Source organism: Streptomyces sp. MB09-02B (assembly GCF_033794485.1).
Lineage (GTDB): Bacteria > Actinomycetota > Actinomycetes > Streptomycetales > Streptomycetaceae > Streptomyces.
On sequence record NZ_JARGEE010000103.1, the window covers coordinates 1 to 23,845 of the forward strand.

The 23,845-nt window shown below is 68.8% G+C and carries 11 protein-coding genes; 7 read left to right on the forward strand and 4 right to left on the reverse strand.

What is annotated here, in order from left to right; translation table 11 throughout:
- The 7 genes from P1P70_RS16990 to P1P70_RS17020 all read left to right on the forward strand — a co-directional run.
- Nucleotides 1–1,812: ABC transporter ATP-binding protein (locus P1P70_RS16990; protein WP_319238115.1), on the forward strand; the 1,812-nt coding region annotated here is incomplete at its 5' end.
- A gap of 152 nt (nt 1,813–1,964) precedes the next feature.
- Nucleotides 1,965–3,818, forward strand: coding sequence for an ABC transporter ATP-binding protein (locus P1P70_RS16995; RefSeq protein ID WP_319238116.1), 1,854 nt, complete (start codon nt 1,965–1,967; stop codon nt 3,816–3,818).
- Nucleotides 3,819–3,895: 77 nt separating this feature from the next.
- Complete coding sequence (locus tag P1P70_RS17000) at nt 3,896–5,686, forward strand: ABC transporter ATP-binding protein (RefSeq protein ID WP_319238135.1); 1,791 nt, start codon at nt 3,896–3,898, stop codon at nt 5,684–5,686.
- Between the two features lie 267 nt (nt 5,687–5,953).
- A complete protein-coding gene (locus P1P70_RS17005; RefSeq protein WP_319238117.1) occupies nt 5,954–8,020 on the forward strand; it encodes a M4 family metallopeptidase in 2,067 nt (688 codons plus the stop codon).
- A 240-nt stretch (nt 8,021–8,260) separates the two neighbouring features.
- On the forward strand, nt 8,261–9,931 hold the full coding sequence (locus tag P1P70_RS17010) for a M4 family metallopeptidase (protein ID WP_319238118.1): 1,671 nt from the start codon (nt 8,261–8,263) through the stop codon (nt 9,929–9,931).
- A 90-nt stretch (nt 9,932–10,021) separates the two neighbouring features.
- A complete protein-coding gene (locus tag P1P70_RS17015) occupies nt 10,022–10,555 on the forward strand; it encodes a DUF1990 domain-containing protein (RefSeq protein ID WP_319238121.1) in 534 nt (177 codons plus the stop codon).
- Nucleotides 10,556–10,637: 82 nt separating this feature from the next.
- Nucleotides 10,638–12,152 (forward strand): ATP-binding protein, encoded by a 1,515-nt coding sequence (locus P1P70_RS17020; protein ID WP_319238123.1) that lies wholly within the window; start codon nt 10,638–10,640, stop codon nt 12,150–12,152.
- A 341-nt stretch (nt 12,153–12,493) separates the two neighbouring features.
- On the opposite strand, the gene P1P70_RS17025 is transcribed toward P1P70_RS17020, so the two are convergent.
- The 4 genes from P1P70_RS17025 to P1P70_RS17040 all read right to left on the reverse strand — a co-directional run bounded on the left by P1P70_RS17025 (nt 12,494) and on the right by P1P70_RS17040 (nt 23,169).
- Nucleotides 12,494–12,706, reverse strand: a complete 213-nt coding sequence (locus tag P1P70_RS17025) for a bacteriocin immunity protein (RefSeq protein WP_319238126.1) — start codon at nt 12,704–12,706, stop codon at nt 12,494–12,496.
- A gap of 31 nt (nt 12,707–12,737) precedes the next feature.
- Entirely contained in the window at nt 12,738–19,334 is a 6,597-nt protein-coding gene (locus P1P70_RS17030; RefSeq protein ID WP_319238128.1) for an RHS repeat-associated core domain-containing protein, read from the reverse strand.
- Nucleotides 19,335–19,435: 101 nt separating this feature from the next.
- Nucleotides 19,436–22,792 carry a LamG domain-containing protein gene (locus P1P70_RS17035; RefSeq protein ID WP_319238130.1) on the reverse strand — a complete coding sequence of 1,119 codons (3,357 nt, stop codon included), beginning with the start codon at nt 22,790–22,792 and terminating at the stop codon, nt 19,436–19,438.
- A 2-nt stretch (nt 22,793–22,794) separates the two neighbouring features.
- Nucleotides 22,795–23,169 carry a hypothetical protein gene (locus P1P70_RS17040; RefSeq protein ID WP_319238133.1) on the reverse strand — a complete coding sequence of 125 codons (375 nt, stop codon included), beginning with the start codon at nt 23,167–23,169 and terminating at the stop codon, nt 22,795–22,797.
- Nucleotides 23,170–23,845: the final 676 nt, after the last annotated feature.

Genomic DNA, 23,845 nt, shown 5'->3' on the forward strand with positions numbered 1-23,845 from the left:
CCCGCGCGCCAGGCCCCGGCCGACGACCCGTTCGACCACGACGACCTCCCCACTCCCCCGGGCGCCACCCTCGCGCTGCTGCGCTCCCTGCTGGCGCCGATGCGCGCCCGGGTGGTCGTGGCGAGCGTGCTGCTCCTGCTCCAGCAGGCCGCGGTGCAGGCGGGCCCGCTGCTGGTGGCGTACGCCATCGACAGCGCCGTACCGGCACTGCGGGACGGTCGGCACGGGCCGCTGATCGCGGTGGCGGTCGGCTATCTGGCGTGCGCGCTGACGGCCGGCGGGCTGCAGTACCTGTTCATCGGGGCGTCCGCGCGGGTGAACCAGGACGTGCTGCTGGATCTGCGCGGCCGGATCTTCCGGCACGCGCAGGCACTGAGCGTCGACTTCCACGAGCGGTACACCTCGGGCCGGCTGATCTCCCGGTCCACCACCGACGTCGAGTCGCTGCGCGAACTGCTCAACGAGGGGCTCCAGGAACTCATCGGCGTGATCCTCGCCTTCGTCTACATCTCGGCGATGCTGCTCTGGCTGGACCTCGGGCTGGGCGCGGCGGCGGTGGCGTCGTTCGTGCCGTTGTACGGGTTCGTGCGGATGTACCGGCGGCGCGCGGCGAGCGTCTACACGGCCCGGTCCAGCGCGATCGCCGCGGTGATCGTGAAGTTCGCGGAGACGATGAACGGGATCCGTCCGGTGCGGGCGTTCCGCCGGGAGGCCGCCAACGACGCCGAGTTCAGCGCCCTGAACCGGCACCACGAGCGCAAGAACGGCGACGCGATCCTGGAGATGGCCCGCTATGTGGTCTGCTCCCGGGTCGTCGCCAACATCACGGTCGCGGCGATCGTGCTCTGGGGCGCGTACCGGGTGGCGTCACAGACGCTGGCGCTGGGTGTGCTGGCGGCCGCGGTGCTGTATCTGCGGCGGCTGTACGACCCGATCGACCGGCTCGGCATGTTCCTCAACTCGTACCAGTCGGCGGCGGCCTCGCTGGAGAAGATCGCCGGCCTGCTGGCCCAGGCCCCGTCGGTCCCGGAGCCCGCCGAGCCGAAGGAGCTGCCAGTCACCGACCGTGAACTGCCGGGCCGCGAGGTCGTGTTCGACGACGTGCGGTTCGCGTACCGCACCGGCGGTGAGGTCCTGCCCCGGTTCGACCTCAGCCTCGCGGCGGGCAGCACGGTGGCGGTGGTCGGCTCCACCGGCGCGGGGAAGTCGACCCTCGCCAAGCTGGTGGCCCGCTTCTACGACCCCTCCTCCGGGCGGGTCCTGCTGGACGGTGTCGATCTGCGTGACCTCTCGGTGCCCGAGCTGCGGCGCGGGGTGATCATGGTGACCCAGGAGTCGTTCCTGTTCTCCGGCACGGTCGCCGAGAACATCGCCATCGGCCGCCCCGACGCCGGCCGCGAGGAGATCGAGCGCGCCGCGAAGGCCATCGGCGCCCATGACTTCATCACCGCGCTGCCCGACGGCTACGACACCGACGTACGCAAGCGGGGTGGCCGTATCTCCGCCGGTCAGCGTCAACTCGTGGCGTTCGCGCGGGCGTTGCTGGCCGACCCGGCCGTCCTCATCCTGGACGAGGCGACGAGTTCCCTCGACATCCCGGGCGAACGGGCGGTGCAGCGCGCGATGGCGACGGTGCTGCGCGGGCGCACGGCCGTGGTGATCGCGCACCGCCTCTCCACGGTCGAGATCGCCGACCGGGTCCTGGTGATGGAACACGGCCGGATCGTGGAGGACGGCACCCCGGCGGACCTGATCGCGGGCACGGGCCGCTTCGCGGACCTGCACCGGGCCTGGCGGGACAGCCTGGCGTGACGACCCGTGCCCCGAAAGGGGCGCGGGGAACTGCGCGAGAAGCCCCGCCGACCCGCACCCGCACCCGCACCCGCACCCGCACCCGCACCCGCACCCGACATCGCACACCCACCCGCTCTCCTCGTCCAAGTCCACACAGAAACCGGGGGCCAATGATCAACGCGTACGAGGACCCCGGCACCCCCGACCGCCGCGGCGGCGGCCGCTACCTGTGGTGGCTGGTCAAGCAGCAGGCCGGCCGCTCCGCCCTCGGCTCCCTCATCTCGTGCGTGTGGATGGTGCTGCTGGCCGCCACCCCGTACCTGCTCTCCCGCGCGATCGACGAGGGCCTGGAACCCGGCGACCAGCGGGCCCTGGCCGGCTGGACGGCCGCCCTCTTCGGCGTCGGCGCCTTCAACGCCTGGCTGAGCATCATGCGGCACCGCACGATGACGCGGGTCCGGATGGACGCCAACTTCCGCACGGTGAAGGTCGTGATGGCGCACGCCGTCCGGCTGGGGGCGGAGCTGCGGCGCCGCGTCGGTGCCGGGGAGGTCGTCACGATCGGCGTGGGGGACGTCCAGACGATCGCCGGCTCGCTGACGGTCATCGGGCCGGGGGTGGGGGCGCTCGCCGCCTACGTGGTGGTCGCCGGACTGCTCGTGTCGGTCTCCCTCCCCATCGCGGCGGTCGTGCTGCTCGGGATGCCGATGATCGCGGTGATCGTGGGGCCGTTGATGCGGCGGCTGCAGGGCACGGAGACGGAGTACCGGGAGCGGCAGGGCGTGCTGACCTCACGGATCGCCGACCTCGCGGGCGGGCTGCGGGTCCTGAACGGGCTGGGCGGCAAGGGGCTGGTCGCCGACGCGTTCCACCGCGACTCGCAGCGGCTGCGGGCGCAGGGGTACCGGGTGGGGGCGGTGACCAGCTGGATGCAGGCGCTCGGGGTGGGGCTGCCGACGCTGTTCCTCGCGGTGGTGACCTGGCTGGCCGCCCGGCTCGCCGCGCAGGGGGCCATCACCGTGGGCGAGTTGGTGTCGGTGTACGGGTACGTCACCGTGCTGGTGCGGCCGATGTCGTACTTCGTCGACTGGGGGTACGAGGTGAGCCGCGGGCTGGTGGCCGCGCGGCGCGTCATCCGGTTCCTGAACCTGGAGCCGCTGCCGGACCACGGCACGACGGACGCGCCCGCCGAGCCCTCGACGCTGCACGACCCCGAGTCGGGGGTGCGGGTGCCGCCCGGCCGGCTGGTCGCGCTGGCCGCCGACCGGCCGGCCGACGCGACGGCAGTGGTGGACCGGCTCGGCCGGTACGCGCCGACCGCGGTGACCTGGGGCGGGATCCCGCTGGACGCGATCCCGTTGGCGCAGGTCCGGGCGCGGATCCTGGTCGCCGACCACGAGGCCGACCTGTTCGCGGGTCGGTTGCGCGACCTGCTCGGCGGCCACGGGGACGTCGACGACGAGACGGCCGGGCGGGCGCTGCGGGCGGCGGTGGCCGAGGACATCGTGCAGGGCCTCGCGGACGGCCTCGACTCGGCCGTCGACGCGCAGGGCCGCAATCTCTCCGGCGGTCAGCGGCAGCGGGTACGGCTGGCGCGGGCTCTGGTGGCCGACCCCGAGGTGCTGCTCGCCGTCGAGCCGACCTCGGCGCTCGACGCGCACACCGAGGCCCGGGTCGCCGGCCGGCTGCGGGCCGCCCGCGCGGGCCGCACGACCCTCGTCACGACGACGTCACCCCTCGTCCTCGACCACGCCGACATCGTCCTCCACCTGGTCGACGGCAAGGTCGCGGCCACCGGCACCCACCACGAACTCCTCGCCACCGAGCAGGGGTACCGGAGCCTGGTGGCTCGGGACGCGGGAGACACGGAGGAGGTGAGCCGCCAGGACCGCCCGGAGGACCCGGGCGACGCGGAGAACCCGGACGGCAGGGAGAACCCGGGCGACGCGGAGGACCTGGGCGGCACGGGGAACCCGGACGGCACGGACAGGACAGGGCGTACGAACGCGGAGGTCGTAGGGTGACGGCGGCGGCCACGACAGGAACGACCAAGACATCGGCCACGGTCGAACCCGACCCCCACCCCTCCGGGCGGCTGCCCATCGCCGACGCGCGGGCCGTGCGGCGGGCGACCGTGCGGCTGGTGCGGGCGGACGGGCGGGCCTTCCTGGCCGTGCTGGGGCTGAACGGGGCGGCGGCCGCGACGGGGCTCGCCGGACCGTGGCTGGTGGGGCGGATCATCGACGAGGTGCGCGGCGGGGCCGGCGTCGGCGTCGTGGACCGGCTCGCGGCGGCGATCCTGCTGTGCGCGGTGGCGCAGTTGCTGCTGGCGCGCTGGGCCCGGTACGTGGGACACCGGTTCGGGGAGCGGACACTGGCACGCGTGCGTGAGGAGTTCGTGGACCGGACCCTCGCGCTGCCGGCGTCGGTCGTGGAGCGGGCGGGGACCGGCGATCTGACGGCGCGCGGCACGGCCGACGTGGACGCGGTGGGCAAGACCCTGCGTGACGTGGGCCCCGAGCTGCTGATCAGCTCGGTGCAGGCGCTGTTCCTGATCGGCGCGGTATTCGCGCTGGACCCGCTGCTCGGGGCGTGCGCGCTGGTCGGGCTGAGCGGTATCGGGGTGGTGCTGCGCTGGTACCTGCGCCGGGCGCGCACCGGCTACCTCGCGGAGGGCGCGGCCGGTTCGGAGGTCGCGGAGATCGTCGCGGCGACCGCGTCGGGGGCCCGTACGGTCGAGGCGCTGCGGCTGGAGCACCGGCGGATCACCGCGAGCCGGGACGCCCTGGAGGAGTCCCGGCGCCGCCGCTTCCACACCCTGTTCCTGCGCACGGTGTTCTTCCCCGGGGTCGAGGTCTCGTACTTCGTGCCCCAGGTGCTCGTCCTCCTCCTCGGCGGCGTGCTGCTCGCACGTGGCTCGGTCACTCTGGGCGTGGTGGTGTCGGCGGCCCTGTATCTGCAGCAGTTGACCGGCCCGCTCGACGAGATCCTGATGCGGGTGGAACTGCTGCAGAGCAGCGGCGCGTCGTTCGCCCGGGTGGAGGGTCTGGCCGGGGCGCCGCGCACCGGCTCCGCCGAGACCCCGGAGCCCGCGGACGACCGTATCGACGTACGGGGGGTGCGGTACGCGTACGAGCGCGGCGGCGAGGTGCTGCGCGGCGTGGACCTGACGGTCCGCCCGGGCGAACGGCTCGCGGTGGTGGGCCCGTCCGGCGCCGGGAAGACGACGCTGAGCCGCCTGCTGGCCGGCATCGACGCGCCGACCGCCGGGACGGTGACGGTCGGCGGTGTGCCCGTCGTCGCCCTCGGCCCGGAGCGGCTGCGTCGCCAGGTGGTCCTGGTCACCCAGGAGCACCATGTCTTCCTGGGCACGGTCCGCGACAACCTCCTCATCGCCGAACCGGCGGCCACGGACGAGGAGTTGTGGGCGGCACTGGCGGCGGTGGGCGCGGACGGCTGGGTCCGCGACCTCCCCGACGGCCTCGACACCCGCCTCGGCGAGGGCGGGCGCGGAACGGACGGCCCCCAGGCCCAGCAACTCGCCCTCGCCCGGGTGGTCCTGGCCGACCCGCACACCCTCATCCTCGACGAGGCGACCGCCCTGCTCGACCCCACCACCGCCCGCCACACCGAACGCGCCCTCGCCGCCGTCCTCCACGGCCGCACGGTCATCGCCATCGCCCACCGCCTCCACACCGCCCACGACGCGGACCGCGTGGCGGTGATGGAGGACGGCCGGCTCACCGAACTCGGCACCCACGAGGACCTGGTGGCGGCGGAGGGCGCGTACGCGGCGCTGTGGCGCCGCTGGCACGGCGACGAGAGAACCACGGACACCCCGGAGGCGCCGGTACGGATCGGGTGGGACGGAGTGCGCGGCCCCGCCAGGTGAACGCTCCGTATATCGAACACGATCAACCGGGCAACGGACCATTTCCGGCCAACTTATTGACGCGCTCCTGACAGGAAGCGCAATCTCCTGCCACGCTGCCCACAACCGCGGCACAGCAACCTCACAAGTAGCGCTCTCACGTGCCGCGCGGCACCCCCCACGCATGTGGTTATCGCGTTCGTCAGTGCACACCTTGTTCTGCCCGGACGGCCACCAGTCGTCCGGTCTCCCCTGGCCGTGCGAACCGCGGCCACGCAGAAGGAGTCAGTGTTGAGACGCCAGTCCCACAGACGCACCTCCCACACCGGAAACACCTTCGGCCGCACCGCCCGTCGGCGCGCGGCCGCCGGCGCGCTCGTCGCCGTCACCGCCCTGTTGGCCGCGGCCGTCCAGTCGGGCGCCGCCACCGCCGCCCCGGAGAAGGCACCGTCGGCAGCGGGCAAGGCCACCGGCACGGACTCGGTCAAGCTCACCCCCGCCCAGCGGGCCGAGCTGATACGCGAGGCCAACGCGACTAAGGCGGAGACGGCCGGGGAACTGAACCTCGGCGCCAAGGAGAAGCTCGTCGTCCGAGACGTGGTCAAGGACCGCGACGGCACCGTCCACACACGGTACGAGCGGACGTACGACGGCCTCCCGGTCCTCGGCGGCGACCTGGTCGTCGAGACCTCGAAGGCGGGCGCGACCGAGGGCATCGTCAAGGCCACCAAGGCGAAGATCGCCGTCCCGTCGCTGACGCCGACCGTCAGCAAGGGCAAGGCCGAGAAGCAGGCGCTCGGCGCCGCGAAGGCCGAGGACGCCAAGAGCCCGGACATCAACCGCGCGCCCCGCAAGGTGGTCTGGGCCGCGAGCGGCAAGCCGGTCCTCGCCTACGAGACGGTCGTCGGGGGCTTCCAGCACGACGGCACCCCGCAGGAGCTGCACGTCATCACGGACGCCACCAGCGGCGCCAAGCTGTACGAGTGGGAGGCGATCGAGACCGGCACCGGCAACACGGTGTACAGCGGCCAGGTCACCCTCGGCACCACACAGTCGGGTTCGACGTTCAACCTCACCGACGGCGCCCGCGGCAACCACAAGACGTACAACCTGAACCGCGGCACCTCCGGCACCGGCACCCTGTTCTCCGGCCCCGACGACGTGTGGGGCAACGGCACCCCGTCGAACCTGGAGTCGGCCGGCGCCGACGCCCACTACGGCGCGGCGCTGACCTGGGACTACTACAAGAACGTGCACGGCCGCAGCGGCATCCGCGGTGACGGCGTCGGCGCCTACTCGCGCGTGCACTACGGCAACAACTACGTCAACGCGTTCTGGTCCGACTCCTGCTTCTGCATGACGTACGGCGACGGCTCCGGGAACGCCAACCCGCTCACGTCGATCGACGTGGCCGCACACGAGATGACCCACGGCCTCACGTCCAACACGGCCGGTCTGAACTACAGCGGCGAGTCCGGGGGCCTGAACGAGGCCACCTCGGACATCTTCGGCGCGACGGTCGAGTTCTTCGCGGCGAACTCCTCCGACGTCGGTGACTACCTCATCGGCGAGGAGATCAACATCAACGGCGACGGTACGCCGTTGCGCTACATGGACCGGCCGAGCAAGGACGGCTCGTCCAAGGACGCCTGGTACTCGGGCATCGGCTCGATCGACGTGCACTACTCCTCGGGCCCCGCGAACCACTTCTTCTACCTGCTCTCCGAGGGCAGCGGCGCCAAGACGATCAACGGCGTCAGCTACAACTCGCCCACCTCGGACAACCTGCCGGTGACCGGGATCGGCCGGGACAAGGCGGAGAAGATCTGGTTCCGCGCGCTGACCACCAAGTTCACCTCGACCACCAACTACGCGGGCGCCCGCACCGGCACCCTGGCGGCGGCCGGTGAGCTGTACGGCACCACGTCCGCCGAGTACACGGCGGTGGCCAACGCCTGGGCGGGCGTGAACGTGGGCACCCGGCCCGGCGGAGGCGGGGGCGGCGGTACGTCGTTCGAGTCCACGACCGACGTATCGATTCCGGACAACGGCGCGGCGGTCACCTCGCCGATCACGGTCTCCGGCCGGGCCGGAAACGCACCCTCGAACCTGGCGGTCGCCGTGGACGTCGTCCACACCTACATCGGTGACCTCCAGGTCCAGCTGGTCGCTCCCGACGGCACGGCGTACACGCTGAAGGCGTACGGCACCGGCGGCAGCGCGGACAACATCAACACCACGTACACCGTGAACGCGTCCTCCGAAGTCGCCAACGGTGTATGGCAGTTGAGGGTCCAGGACAACGCGGCGCGGGACACCGGGTACATCAACAGCTGGAAGCTGGCGTTCCCGTAGGCCGGCTCGGGCGCCCGCGCGGCACACCCTCGCGCACGCGCCTCCCGTCCCTGAACGGCGCCGCCCCGGTGGGTCCATTCCCGCCGGGGCGGCGCCCGTTCACGTTCCCGCAATGTTCACCGGACAGTTGACTTTCGGCCAACATCATCACGCCCTCCTGACATGAACACGACTCAGGTGTCACTCTTCCTCCACCCGCCGCACCAGCACCGCAGCAACTCCCCCACATAAGGAGCTCGTGTGACTCCCCGACGTCCTCTCTACGCGCGTCACCAGCGCACCACGCTCGCCATCGCGACCGCCGTCGCCGCCGGCGCGCTGCTCACCACCGGCCTGACCTCCGGTGCCACCGCCCAGCCCGCGCCGGTCGCGGACAAGGCCGAGCCGGCCGGAGCCCCCGTCCTGCTGACCCCCTCCGCGCGCACCGCCCTGATCAAGGAGGCGGACGCGGCCACGGCCGAGACCGCCGACGAGATAGGTCTGGGCGCCAAGGAGGAACTGGTCGTCCGTGACGTCCTCAAGGACGCGGACGGCACGGTCCACACGCGCTACGAGCGCACCTACGGCGGCCTCCCGGTCCTCGGCGGCGACCTCGTCGTCCACGAGTCCGAGGCCGGCGCCATCAAGAGCGTCACCAAGGCGACCACCGCCTCCGTCAAGGTCGCCGACCTGACCGCGGACGTCACCAAGGCCACCGCAGAGAAGCAGGCGCTGAAGGCCGCCAAGGCCGAGGGCTCCACCAAGACCGCGGCCGACAAGGCCCCGCGCAAGGTCGTCTGGGCCGCGAGCGGCAAGCCCGCCCTCGCCTACGAGACGGTCGTCGGCGGCTTCCAGCACGACGGCACCCCGCAGGAGCTGCACGTCGTCACCGACGCGGAGACCGGCAAGAAGCTGTACGAGTGGGAGGCCGTCCAGACCGGCAGCGGCAACAGCCAGTACAACGGCCAGGTCACCATCGGCACCTCCCGGTCCGGCTCGACGTACCAGCTGAACGACGCCTCGCGCGGCGCCCACAAGACCTACAACAAGGCCCGCGCCACGTCCTCCTCGGCCGGCACGCTCTTCACCGACGCGGACGACGTCTGGGGCACCGGCACCGCCTCCAGCTCCTCCACCGACCAGAACGCCGCCGTGGACGCCCACTACGGCGCCCAGGTCACCTGGGACTTCTACAAGAACGTCCTCGGCCGCAACGGCATCAAGAACAACGGCGTCGCCGCGTACTCCCGGGTCCACTACGGCAACGCGTACGTCAACGCCTTCTGGTCCGACAGCTGCTTCTGCATGACGTACGGCGACGGCGCGGGCAACACCAAGCCGCTCACCTCGCTGGACGTGGCGGGCCACGAGATGACCCACGGCCTCACCTCGAACACCGCGGGTCTCAACTACTCGGGCGAGTCCGGCGGCCTGAACGAGGCCACCTCGGACATCCTCGGCACGGCGGTCGAGTTCTACGCCGCCAACTCCAAGGACCCGGGCGACTACCTCATCGGCGAGAAGGTCGACATCCGCGGCAACGGCACCCCGCTGCGCTACATGGACCAGCCGAGCAAGGACGGCTCGTCGGCGAACTACTGGTCGTCGTCGCTCGGCAGCATGGACGTCCACTACTCGTCGGGCCCGGCGAACCACTTCTTCTTCCTGCTGGCCGAGGGCAGCGGCGCGAAGACGATCAACGGTGTCTCGTACAACTCCCCGACCTCCAACGGCTCCACGCTCACCGGCATCGGCCGCGCCAAGGCCGTCCAGATCTGGTACAAGGCCCTGACGACGTACATGACGTCGACGACCAACTACAAGGGCGCCCGCACGGCGACCCTGAACGCGGCGTCCTCGCTCTACGGCGCGAGCAGCGCGGAGTACGCGGCGGTGAACGCGGCGTGGGCGGCGGTCAACGTCACGGCGTGACACGGCGTGACAGCGCGGCCTGATTCCCAGGTCGCTCGGGGCGGTACCCGGAGAGAAGGCGACTCCGGGTGCCGCCCTAGTCTGTGCGCCATGCCCGAAACCACCGGCCCGCTCCCCGAGGGCCCCTTCACCTACGAGGCCGTCGGCGCGACCCGCGAGGGCCACTGCCCGCCCGACTTCAGCCCCCTCCACGTCCGCTCCCGCATAGGCGAGGGCACGGACGTGTTCGAGCGCGCCGCGCACGCCGTCCACACCTGGGAGATGCACCGCGCGCTGGGCGTCGGCATACGCACGGACGCGGCGGAGGCGTCCCCGGGCGTCGACGTGACCGTGACCCTGGGCGGCCTCATCAAGGCCCCCTGCCGCATCGTCTGGACCGTCGACGAACCCCGCCGCAAGGGCTGGGCCTACGGCACACTCCCCGGCCACCCGGAGTGCGGCGAGGAGGCCTTCGTAGTCGACCGCACCGGCGACGGCACCGTCTGGCTCACGGTCACCGCCTTCAGCCGCGGCGCCAAGTGGTACGCCCGAGCAGGCGGCGCGGCGACCCGTGGCTTGCAGCACGCCTATGCACGGCGGTGCGGGGTGGTGCTGCGGCGGCTGTGCGATCACCCAAAGGAGTGAGTTCTGTCGAAGTCGATGGCGACAGATTTCGTCTAAATAGACTTAGACGAAACTCGATCGGCATCGATTACGGAAGTGCCTCATGGGACGACGTACGACTCAGCATCCACCGATCCCGGACAAGCCCCAAGATGTGGTCGACCGCGAACGGGAGTGGGCGCTGCTGACCGACTTCATCGGCGACCCCTCCCCGGCCATGCGGCTCGGCATCGTGTCCGGGCGACGACGCCACGGCAAGTCGTACCTCCTCCAGGCACTGTCGGAATCGCTCGACGGCCTCTACATCACCGCCATCCGCGAGGAAGGCCGCATTCCGGCGCTGCAGCGCTTCAGCGACGTGATCGCCTCGCACGCCGGACTGCACTCCGGCGCTCTGAGCCTGCCGGACTGGCCGGCAGTGCTCAACAGCGCCATGAACGTCGCGGCCCGTCGCTCAGCAGTACCACTCCTGATCATCGACGAGCTTCCGTACCTGTTGCAGCATTCTCCTGAACTACCGGGATTCCTCCAGCAGTTGTACGACGATCATCAGCGCGGTGAGGGTATCGGCGCCCGCGTCATCCTGTGCGGATCAGCCATGAGCGTCATGCACGAACTGCTCTCCGGTACGAAGCCACTACGCGGACGCGCGGTCATCGACCTACGCCTGGGCGCCTTCGACTACCGCGCGAGCCGCCGCTTCTGGCAGATCGAAGACCTGCACACCGCACTCCGCGTCCACTCCGTTCTCGGCGGCGCCCCTGGTTACCAGCCCATCGCGGGCAACCCGACACCGAACGACGGCTTCGACTCCTGGGTGTCCCGCACGATGCTGGATCCCGGCCGAGCGGTCTACTCACGCACGGAGACCGAGTACCTCCTCCGCGAAGACCCCCGCATCACCCAGCACACCCTCTACTACGACCTCCTCTCCGCCGTCGCACAGGGCGCGACCACTCCCACCAAGATCGGCGCCGCCCTCGGCCGCCAACGAAACGCGATCGCACACCCGCTGGACGTCCTGGAGTCGACGGGCTACATCCACCGGGAGCAGGACATCCTCCGCCCCCGCCACCCGGTCATCACGCTGGTGGACCCGGTGATCCGCTTCAACCAACTCATCACACTTCCCCAGGCATCAGCCGTGGAACAGGGTTTCGCGGATGAGGCATGGAAGGCATCCACTCCCACCTTCAACTCCAAGATCCTCGGCCCCCATTTCGAGGAACTCGCCCGCACCTGGACGCGCCGCTACGCCCACACAGTCCTCCCTGGAGGCCTCCCGGGCCCCGTCGGCACAACCGAGGTCCCCGACCCGGCGGCCCGCACCAAACACGAGGTCGACGTCATCGCCCTGTCCCTCGGCGAACGCCCCCAGTCCCCGCGCGCCCGCATCGCCCTCCTCGGCGAAGCGAAGGCGACGGCGGCCCGACGGGGAGTCAGCGACCTCCAACGCCTGGAACGCATCCGGGACTTGCTCTCGGAGCAGGGGTACGACACGAGCGGGGTGACTCTGGCGCTCTTCTCCCTGTACGGCTTCCATGCGGACGTGAGAGAGGTTGCGAAGCAGCGCGGTGACGTGCTGTTGGTGGACTTGGAGACGCTGTACGGCTTGTGAAACGGGAACCCTCTCGGGCATACCCCATGAGCGGCAAGTCCCTCCGCCCAACCAGCGAAGAAGACCGACATAACGCCCCGGCTGGTACGAGCCCGCTTCACACGGCTTCACAGCGACTCCGGCCCACCCTCCGACTCCCCTGGGCCTCGGCAATCGTCCACTCCGACCGCATGAGCTCGATCGGATCCCACTTGCTTTCCTCCGAGTACCGGCAGATCCGCTGAACGCGGCAGAGGGCATCCAGCGGGACGATTTCCCCGGGCGTACACCCCCACAATGTCCAGACCGTTACACACAGTAAGCGGATACCCGCCGAACTGTCACCATGGCGTTTCCTCAGGTCAGAGGGCGAAGGGCCGATAGGAACTAGCGATGTCTACAACTTGGGCCGCTGATAGCGGTGGGTCTGAATAGAAGATCAAGTCACTGACCCGCGGGTGCGACACGTTGCGCTCCAGCAGGCGCAACATCGCATCCTCCTCCCGCTCCGTTGCACCCTCTGCAGCCATGATCCCCTCGACAAGACGGATCAACTCATCTCGCGACATCGACATTGAGCCCAGCTCCCCTGATCTTCAGGAAACATCACCCGGTGTGGTATGTGCGGTCCAGCACGTCTCGATGATACTGCGGAGTAACGACAATCAAGTTATCCAGATCGTAGACACCCCCACCATGCTGGATTGGAGTGACGTGATGCAGGACGTACCTGTCCGCTTTCCCAACCCTTTGCGAATTCACAACTCGAGGCGACCGCCCATTAGCCATAACAGCCTGATTTGCCGGGCTGAACTGCTTAGCCAGGGAAGCATTATTCGACACTTCCCGCCAGAACGCCTCCCTGAAGTCATCGAAGGTCTGAAACTCTCTACCCTGTAGAGCGTCGGCAACTTGTCCAGGAATTTTACCCATATTTCCCGAGCTTCCCTTGAGCCACTTACCACTGACGACAGGGAGTCGGTAGCCACCCGTGACCGCCCCTGGAGAGTTACGAAGCTTGGTTGCAGTCTTAACCGCTTCAAGCATTCGAGGGCCCTTAACCCAGTCCATGAAGGGAATAATCGCTAGCGAGGAGAGAGCAACTCCACCCCAATCACCCTCGCCAGCTGCCCGCTTCGCATCCCGGACATCGCAGGCAGTGCCAACTATCGGCACAATTCCACAGATCGCATCGTTCGCGGCTTCCTGCTCCGCTGTCATCTGCACGTCGCTGTTGCCCATGTTGAGCTCGTATTCTGGCGTCTGTTGACACCAGAACTGCCAACAGCCCGAGCTCTTTTGTGCGGTTTGTCCAGTGCTTCCGGTGCTGCTGGTGGCCGCGGTGCCACCACTACTCTTCTTGGTCGACCCACCGCCACCGCGCAGGACTCCGTCGGGGTTGTTCTTGATGTGTTCGGGCTCGCTGCCAACATTGCAGGTTCCTGTGAGGCCGCAGTCGGCGCCACCCGGGTCCATGAGTCCTGTGGGGTCGGAGGACGAGGCGGGGTTGTTTCTGACGTACGAGTAGCCGTTGAGAGACTGGTGCTGGTCCAGCGCCATGATCGGGTCCACGCTGATGAACTGGCCTGTCTTCGGGTCGTACTCGCGTGCCCCGATGTGTGTCAGCCCCGTGCCCGCGTCCGTCGGCTTGCCCAGGAAGGTCTTGTCGTCCGGCCAGGGGCCCGTCGCCGTACCGCGCGACGCTCCGAACGGTGACGTGTACCGCTTCGTGACCGCGTACGTCGTCGCGTCGAGGGCGAGGCTGGACGTGCCGTGGTGGTCGGAGGCGAGGAAGCTCAGTGTGGAGCCCGTGGTGCCGGCGACGGCCGTGCGGACCGCGATCGTCTGGCCGTTGGTCGAGTAGTAGCGCGTGCCGGAGAGGGTCTTGGCCGTGCCCTTGACCGTCAGGCGGACTTCCGTGCCGCCCAGGTACAGGATCGTGTCGCCGTCGCCCTTGGCTCGGCGGATCAGCAACTCACCGTCGGCGTCGTAGAGATAGCTTGTCTCCGCCGTGCCCTCGGTGGTCTTGGCGAGTTTGCCCTCGCCGTTCCAGAGGAGGGACTGGGTGGACTTCGGACCAGGGCGGGATGTGGTGCTGCCGTTCGCGTCGTAGTCGTAGACGGCCGCCCTGGCGCCCGTCGTGTTGTCCAGGGTGTGGGGCTTCTTGTCGCCGGCCGCGCTGGTGTCGTCGTACGTGTAGCTCGTCGTGCTGTCGCCCGTGCCGGTGTGCCGGGTCTCTGTCTTGCGCTGGCCGGCTGCCGTGTACGTGTATGACGTCCAGTACGGGGCGGCGCCGTCGATGTTCGATGTCGTACGGCCCGACGCCGCGCAGTCCGCCGTCTTCGGGGTCCAGGACTCCGTCAGGCGGCGGTGGCCGTCGTACGTGAAGCACTGGTAGTCGGGCTTGGTCGTGCCGCCCGACGTGGACGCGTCGAAGATCGACGTGACGTTGCCCGCGTCGTCTTGCGTGAACTTCAGTTCCTGCGGCATGTAGCCATGCACGTCGTCGGTCACGTAGGAGCGGGTCAGGCGGCGCGTGCCTGACTCGTAGTCCCAGTTCAGGTAAGCCTTCTTCGCCGAGGATGTGCCGTCCTTGCCCACCGTGAGCTGGCGAAGGTCACCCTGGGGGGAGAACACCGCGCCCTGCAGATAGCCGGTCGTGCCGGTCGACTCGATCTGCTGGCCTGTCGCGTTGTACTCGTACCCGACCGTTTCCGAGGCCAGCCCGCCCACCGCGGGAGACGAGGAGATGCTGATCGTGCCGTCCGGGCGGTAACCCGTCGCGAAGGACAGGGTTTTGGGCACGCCCGCCACGACGAGATCGTCGTTCTCGGGGAGCAGGAGTTGGCTCTCCTTCACCTGGTACAGGGGGTCGTACGACGTGATCTTCTTCGTGTACGCCTTGCCGGGTGCGACCGAACCGCCGTCGTAGCGGACCGCGGTGTCCAGTTGTCCCTTGGCCAGCGTGTCGAAGGTCCAGGCCGCGAGCTTGTTCGCGTCCGTCTTCGTGCCCTGCCACAGGCCGGTCCTGCGATTCAGCTCGTCGTACCCGTAGAGGAGTTTCTTGTTCTCCTCCTCGACGTTAAAAGATGACTCGACCCGGTCGAGGCTGTCGTAGACCGACTTCGCCGTGCCCTTGTCCGGATCGGTCGCGGTGACCTGGCGGCCGAACAGGTCGTAGGTGTACGACCACACCGTCTTGTCCGGGCCGGTGATGGACTCCTGCTGTCCGGCGTCGGTGTATGTGTAGTCGGTCGTCGTGTAGTCCGTGCCCGTCGGGGCCGGACCCGCGTACTCACGGCGTTCGGTCGTCTGGCCGAGGGCGTTGGTGATCACCGCGGTGGCCTGGCCACCGGGCGGGGCTGACGTGGTGACCGTGTCACCGGTGTACGTGGACTCCGTGGTCCAGCGAGTCACGCCGTGGGTCTTCGTGACCGTCTTGGTGGCGCGGCCGGCGCCGTCGAACGTCGTGTCGGTCTGGATCGGGGCCTGGCTGCCCTCCGTCTGCACCGGCGTGCCGGAGGGAGCGGAGGTGTTGTCCCAGATGTCGCCTTGTGCGCTGACCGCCAGCCCTCGGCTGTCGTACCGGGTGAGAGAGACCTGGCGGCCGCCGACCGGGGTCGGGGTCTGGACCTGACGGGTGCGCAGCAGGTTGTCGTAGAACTCGTACGTCGTGTTGTAGCCGGTTCCGTCACCCTTCAGCGCGCCGGTCGACACCCAGGACAGGCCGGCGTTGGTGATGTTGTAGGCGTAGACGTAGTTCGGCGTCTGGCTGAGGACCTTGAAGCGGTTGGGCAGCCAGACGCTGGTGACGCGGCCGAGGCTGTCGTACTCGGATTCGGTGATCTTGTTGTTCGCGTCGGTCACCTTGAGCGGCGCGCCGGTCGCAAACGACACGGCGGTCGTGGCCTTGTGGCCCTTGATGTTGGTGACGCTGCTGGAGGTCAGCGGGCCGGAATCCGTCGGGACATAGGCCGTGTCCGTGACCAGTGCGTTGTTGGTGTCCTTGATTAGGCGGGGTCGGCCGAGCGCGTCGTACGTCGTCGTCGCGATCTTCTGCCAGGCGGGGGCGTCGTCGCTGCCGTAGGACTTGGCGCGGCCTGCCCAGACCACCTCGCCCTTCGTCGGCTTCTGTGCCGCCGACCAGGAAGTCGCGGTGGTGTCGTCGTAGACCGTGGCGGTGTCGGAGATGACGTCGCCGGGGCGGGCGGCGTCCGCCGGAAGGTCGAGGGCGGAGTCCGCTGTGGCGCACGTTCTGGCGACCGTACGGCTGCGGGAGACAAGGGAGTTGATGCCGTTGTCGGCGTTGCGGGCGTACCAGGTGCGGGTGCACTTCTCGTCGCCGGTGACGGCCGCGTCGCCCTCGTCCTCAGTCGCGCTGACCATGCCGAAGTCGTCGTAGGTGTACGAGATCCGATGCGCCCGGTTGACGGCGGTGCCGGTGGTCGTCACCCGGGTGCGGTCCGTCTTGTTGGCGACCCGCACCATGTACGCCTCGGTGTCGGCGTAGGACTTGTGCTGGACGGCGGTCTTCTTCGACCACATGGTGTTGATGGTTCCGGAGACCTCGGCGGAACCGTTGTAGGTGACGGACTCACGTACGGATCCGGCGTACTGGTCGTGGTCCGTGGCCGCGCCGGCGACGATGCCCGTCACCGAGGCCGACTTGCGGTTGTCGGGGTGCGGTGTCTTGCCGTCCGTGCCGAGGACACGGTCGCCGTTCATGCCCTGCATGTAGACGGTGACCGCCTTCAGCTGGGCGGTGTCGCTGGTACCCGTCAGGTGTGTGACGCGCTGGAAGCCGCGCCAGAGGGACCATGTGCGTTCCTTCTCCGGGACGAACGGGTCCTCGTTGTAGTGCCAGGCGGGGGTCGAGTACTGGTAGGTGTGCTGGACGGCCTCCGTGCCGCCGTCCGGGGCGGAGGTGATCACGGAGGTGACCGGGTACTTCTGGAACCAGTCGAGGATCGGGGTCTTCTCCCCGTTGGGGGACCAGTACACCGGGTAGCAGCGCTTGGTGTTCTCGTCGACCTTCGGCATGGTCTGCCCGTGGACGCAGTCGGCCTCCATGTACGACACGATCGTCTCGGCGCCCGCCTCAGAGGTGATCTTCTTCAGGCGCGGCTTGTCGAAGGAGAGGATGTTGTCGCTCTGACCGTCGACACGGTTCGGGAGCAGTGTGTGCTCGAACGTCACCGGGGGCAGGGCGAGGTCGGTGCCACGCTTGCCGGTGTGCTTGATCTCCTTCAGCCAGAGGGACTGGTCTGCGGAGTCACCGGTGTCGCCCGGGTCGGGGTAGCTGTGCTGGAGCGCCCAGGCGTCGACGGCCGCGTACGCGGGTGTCGTAGCCGCCGCGTTCCACGCGTACGTGGTGACGCCGGTCAGCCGCTTGCGCGTGAAGAACGACGGGCCGGTGTTTCCCGTGCACTTGTCGTCGCTCTTGCAGACGGCGTCGAACGGGACGTCGGGCCAGTTGTCCCGGGTGTCCTCCGTCAGCGAGTCACAGCCGGTGCCGGAGGCGATGCAGCGCTCGGTGTAGTCGAGGACGACCTTGTTCGAGGCCGCGGGGGTGGCGGAGAACAGGGCCCCCTTGCGCTGGCCGTAGCGGATCTCCTTGAGGTAGCCGCCGCGCACGTACTCGGTGCCGGTGGTGTCGTCGCCGAGCATGTCGTAGTGGTTGCGCTCGGCCTCGTACCAGTAGCTCATCGCGTTGCCGTGGGTGTCCTCGACGTAGTCGAGGTTCCACCGCCAGGCCTGCTTCTTCTCTCGGCCGGACAGGCCGCTGCCACTGCCGTAGCCGGGTTCACCCGAGTCGTCGCCGAAGACCGGGACGGTCCAGACCGACTCCGTACGGTCGCTCGTCCCCGCCCCGTCGAGCTTGCTCAGGCCGAAGACGTACTTGGTGCCGTCACCCGTGACGACCGTCCAGTACTCGCCCTTGTCCCCCGCCGAGGTGTCGGTCTTCGCGTCACCGTCGTCGCCGTTGTCGGCACCGACGGAATGCGTGACCGTGGAGGCGTCGTCGTTCTTCAGGCGCCACTGCTTGGTGGTGTCGTCCTTGACGAGTTCGGATGCCTTGCCGTTCAGGACCAGGGAGGCATTCTCGAACTTCCAGCACAGGTCGAACTTGTCGTCCTGCCCGTCGTCGTCACAGGAGCCGTACTTGCGCTCCACGTAGGAGGAGGTCAGGTCGAAACCCTCACCGACCTGGCTGCTCTGGTTGTTCGTGTTGGCGGTACGGCCGTCCACGGCGCCGGAGTCGTACGAGATCGACAACCCCGGAGCGGGTCCGGCCGCGGCCGGCGGTGTGCGCAGCGGGTAGGACCAGGTGAACGTGCCGGCCGAACCGCCCGCCTCCCAAGTCGAGGAGGACGACAGGGGCGTCGCCTTGTAGTCACCGCCGCCGGACTGGGCACCGGCGGCCAGGGCAAGGATCATCGTCTCGCCACTCGCTCCGAGGGCGGACTTGACTGGCTTGACCGGCCTGAAGGTCAGCGTCGACGAAAGGCTCTCCTTCGCACGGTCGTTGACCGAAGCCAGAGGCTCGGGCGCACGGCACTTGCCCGTACCGCTGTCGCTGAGCAGGCATGCAGGGAACTTCAGCAGATTCAGCCGACCGGCCCAGTCGCCGCCGTAGGCGGAAGCGAACGCCCTGTATTCGATGCCGAGTTGGGCCCGGCCACCGGTTTCAGGGCCGGTGGCCTTGAGCACCACGCCCTTGATCCCGAGCTTCTTGACGGTCTTCTGGTCGAGCACCTCGACCTTGACCGATTCGGCGGTACCCGCCTGCTTCTTGCCCTTGGTCGCCTTCGGTTCGGTGAGAGAGACGGGCAACGCCCCAGGGGCGCCCTTGGACTTGCCGGGTCGAGCGAGAGTGAGCGTCGCCGAGCCGCTGTCGGGCCAGGTGACCTTCCGTGCTCGGTCCTGACCGGCGCGCTTCGCCGCCGCCCGGTTGGCGGTCTCGGTCTTCTCCGCGAGCGCCGCGACCTTCTTGTTCGTCCTGACCGTCCAGGGGGAGACCGCAGTCGCCTTCGGCGCCTCCAGGTCCGGCCTGCCGAGCGGGTCGGCCTCCGCCGCGAACACGATCGGTGTCAGCAGGCCGGGCAACATGGTGAAACCGACCAGTGAGGCGAAGCGTCTCGTCCAGATGTGTCTGGTGGGTGCGTTCCCGCTTCCAGGCGAGTTCGCGGCGAACTGGTTCATGACAAGTCTCCTCGCGGCGGCCGCTCCACTCGGGAGCGGCCGCGCGCTGTAGAAATCAGTGACCAAAGAAGGCGAGCGGGTGCCGGACAGGGCCTGGGCGGTCAGGTGGACGGTTCAGCGATCTGGCCTTCCACCTGTTCGGCCGTCATCGCGCCGGTCCACACGCGGACCTTTGCGAGATCACCCGGTAGGTAGTGCCCGGTCGTACCGTCCGCCGAGCCGTTGCCCACCGACAGAACGCCCGAGCCCTGTTGGCCGGCCTCAAGGCCGCCTTCGTCGTCGTTCTGCGGAAACTGCCCGATGTACAGCTGGGAGACCCCGAAGCGCTGCGCCCCGTCACCGGCGCTGAACGCCTGCGTCGCGTCGAAGACACCCGTCACATCGACCCAGGTGTTGAACTCGTGGTCGCCCACCGGCTCCTGGGCGAGGGCCAGACCCGTGTCGACCACCTTGCCCGTGGAGTCGACGGCCGTCCGGCCGAACTTCCACTGGAAGACACCGTCCGCGACCTTCTCCACCCACAGGGCCCAGGAGGACTCCTTGCCCGTCGCAGTGGCTTGCGCCGCGACCATGCCCCGGTAGCCGTCCGGCTTCGAGTCCAGCGACGTCCTGTCGAGTCGTACGCGGGCGGACACCGTGAACGATCCGGTCTCGTCGATCACCGGACCCGCCTTCGAGGCGTAACCGGAGGTGCCGTTGAGCACCAGTGCCGTGGCGTCCTCGCCGGTCAGCTGGGCGCCGCCGGCCAGGGTCAGACCGCCGCGTTGGTACGGGAACGAGGTGCTGGCCGGGTTGTCCGGGTCCTCCGGACTCTCCGAGACCTTCGTACCGGACGAGATGGTGGCGTCCCAGTGTGCGACCAGCTCATTGGTCGGCACATCTTCCGTCTTCAGCTGGTGTTCCTCGCGGATCTGCTCAGGCTGCTGTGCCTCCTGCCACACCGCGACCTCGTCCACCCGTCCGCGCAAGTAGTCGCCATACGCACCGCCGACCTTCGAGACTCCGAACATCAGGTTCCGGTCCGCCGCCCAGGGCGTGTACGTCGACGCGGCGTCGGACAGCACGACCGGATCGCCCTGCGGCTTTCCGTTGACGTACAGCTGGATCGTGTCATTGGTCTTGTCGGCGTCCTTCTTCGCATCGAAGACCGCGGCCAGGTGAGTCCAGACGCGCAGCGGAGGATTGGCCTCGTCGGCCACCGAGCGGATGTAGACCGGGCTGTCCTTGTCCTGGTCGGTCCGGTTGAAGACCCACTTCTTGTACGTGGACGAGTAATAGAGAGTGAACGCCGATGCACGGTCGCCGGGCGCGGACAGCACCGTTCTGTTCGCGGAGGCGTCCGTCAGGTAGGTCCACGCCGATACGGTGAAGGAGTCCTGGGTGTTGACGGCGGGTCCGTCGGTCGACGCGTAGCCGGTCTGCTTGGCCGGGTCCGTGCTGTCGTTCAACCAGAGCGAGTAGTCACCCGCGCCACGGCGTGCCATCGTCGACCATCCGGTGCCGGCCGTGTCACGCAGGACGGCCTTGTGGCGTGTTCCGACCTCGCCGGTGTCCTGGGCATCCACCACCTTCGATTCCGGCGTGCCGTCGTCGAAGCGCCAACGGCCGGTCGGACCGGGCGGCAGCCCCACCTTGAGGACGAACTCCGCCGGCGGTCCCCACCGCACCCGCCCGTCCTTGTCCAGCTTGAGATCGCTGGCTTCCACCGACAAGGTCTGCGTGCCGGACAGGCCGGGTGTGACGTCCTTCCGGGTCACGGGCGCGTTTGTCGTTGCGGCATTGACCTGCTTGGTCGCACTCGCGCCTGTGGACAGGAACCGCCAGCGGTAGGCCTTCACATCGTTGTCGGAAGCGTTCGGCCGGAAGGTGAAGGTGCCTGCCACCCCCGGGGCTCCGTTCGGAGCACAGTCGTCGACCGTGCATTCGGTGTACGGCTGCCCGGACACGATGGTCGGCACCTTGGGCGCGGTCGAGTCGATCCTCAGGTAACACCAGGAGGAATACGGCGAGAACAGGTCACCGGACCGGCCGTCATAGCTCCAGTGCGACTGGGTGCGAGCACGGAATCGATAGAGACCTCCGTCCGCCCGGTTCGTCGTGGTGATCGACAGAAGATCGCCGTCCGTCGCCCACCCCTCGGCCGGTCTGTACCCGCTCCACACCTGCGACCAGGTCCCCTTGGTCGTGTCAGTGCTGGAACGCTGCATGGCGAACTCGGCCTGCAGGGCCGGCGTCGTCTCGTCCGCGCCCGGCTGAACGAGGGTCTGCACCCTCGCGTGAATCGTCGGCGCAAGCACCGTCACGGTCAGCGGGTCCGACGAAGGCCGGCACGGGCCTGTCTTGTTGCCGGTCCCGGGGATCGCGCCCACGGTGGTCGGCACCCCCGGCTTGTGCACATACCAGACCTTGAGTTCCGCGTTGTTGTCGAACCGCTTCCAGGCCCGCGGCTCGGTCTCGTCCTTGGCCCGCAGCATCAGCGTCAGCCGGGGGAACTTGCCCGCCGCGAAGGCCCGCACAGTGGAGGCGAGATTCTCATCCGCCTCAGCGGGGTTGTCGTTGAACTCGACCCACGAGTTCGGCTGTTCAGGACTGCACAGATCGCCGCGGCCCGCCGAGACGTACTTGTCGCCCATCTGGTCGAGCTGCTTGGGGCCCGGCCAGCGGGTGCCCTCCGAGATGTTGTCCGTGCGCTCCAGGTCCACCCAGTACGGGGTGCAGTTGAACGACCAGGTCTCATACGCCCGGAACGTCGCGTCCAACACGTGCTTGCCGGCCAGCTTGCCGGGGCCGAACTCGAAGTACATCCGGTCCGTGTAGCCCGAGCCGCAGGCATAGCCGTCCGCGACACCACACCGCCCCACACCCTTGGGCTCGGTGAACTTCCAGAACTTGTCCCCGTCCGACGACAGCTTCGTCCACTCGGAGACACCCAGTCCCACGGGCGGGTCGATGAAGACCGGGTAGACGGTCGCCTTGCCCCGGAGCAGCGCCAAATCCGGCTTCACTGACACGCTGCCGTCCCCCACGGTCACCGGCAACTCCGCCGTGGCGTCCCCCTCACCGGGGTGGGAGAGATCGTCGGCGGCAGCCTCGGTCTCAGCCTCCTCGACGGCGGCCGTGGACAGGAGTTGAGTCTGCGGCCCGGCCGCCGCATCGTCTCCCGCCGAGTCCCACATCTGCCCCGCAGGCCCCCGGAACACCGCGTTCCCGTCGGCGTCGACAGCCCGCAACCCGCCACCTTCGCCAGGCACGACACTCAGGCCGGTCCCTGATGCCGTAAGGCTGATGTGCTCCAGCTCGGCGCTGTCAGCGGCTTCGGCGGACCTCACCACGAGCACCTCGCGGTAGCCCTCGGCGGTCGCCGTCATCTGCAGATCCACCCCGTCGACCGGCACGTTCGCGTACGTCGCCGTGGCACCGTCAAGCGTGGGGACGGGCAGGGAGGTGGGCCAGCCCATCCTCAGCTCCTGGCCATCGCGCCCGAGGCGCAGCAGCCCTGATCCGTTCCGTCACCGCCGCCCGAAAAGGCCATGTCCACCACGGCGGCCTTGGGCCCGACCGTCCCGTCGGAACGTTTTTCCAGAGTGACGTCGATGTCCTGCCACGTGCCGTCCTCGGCCCGTGCGCGCTGCGGTTGTGTGGACTGGGTGAGTGTGAAGGTGCCGTCGGGGTTCGCCACGGTCGTCGTGTACTCGGTCCGCTCGGACGGTACTTCCACCGGTTCGCCGGTCACCGCCGCGCGCTCCGAGGCCGACTGCTCGATCAGCGCCGATGCGGGAACCGCGGCCGCCGCGTCGCCGACGCTCGCGATCGACACGACGGGCAGCAGCGACAACAGCGTCGCCGCTGCCGAGAGCCCTCCGACTACCCGACGCGAACTACCTCTTCGCATCTGAACATGGCGATGCCCTCGCCTCAACCCCACGACCCCACCCCGTAGCCACAGAAGTCACAGAACCTTCATAGATTTCGGCGAGTTAACGCCGCATCAGTTCCCGACGTCAATGTGAACTGCATCACAAACCAACGCTCCGGGTGGCCCCTGAACTGGGACTATGAGAGACGCGTATCAGCCAGCGAGGCTGGAGGCGCCGTCGACGACGCTCACCGCCAGCGACAAAAGTCCAGAGCCGATCGAACAGATCACGCCACTGCCACGACCACCCGAGCAAACACTCACCCAGCAACCAACGGACAGGCATCTGCCGCTCGAGCAGGCTCGTTAATGTTCAAGTATCCGCATTCCGCCGGATCACAGTAAGCGCGAGATCTCGCCAGGCATCCATTGATCTCGGCTCTGTGATGGCCGATGCCCCTTACCGACCGTAATCAGCGCTCCTCTGCCTCAGCGACCTGTTTTCGGTCGTTCGCCGCCCGGCAGCGGGCGGCGAACGACCGAAAACAGGTCGCTGAGGCAGAGGAGCGCTGATTACGGTCGGTAAGGGGCATCGGCCATCACCGTTCTCTTATACACTTCTCCTAGCCCACGACACAGGCAGAAATATCGTATT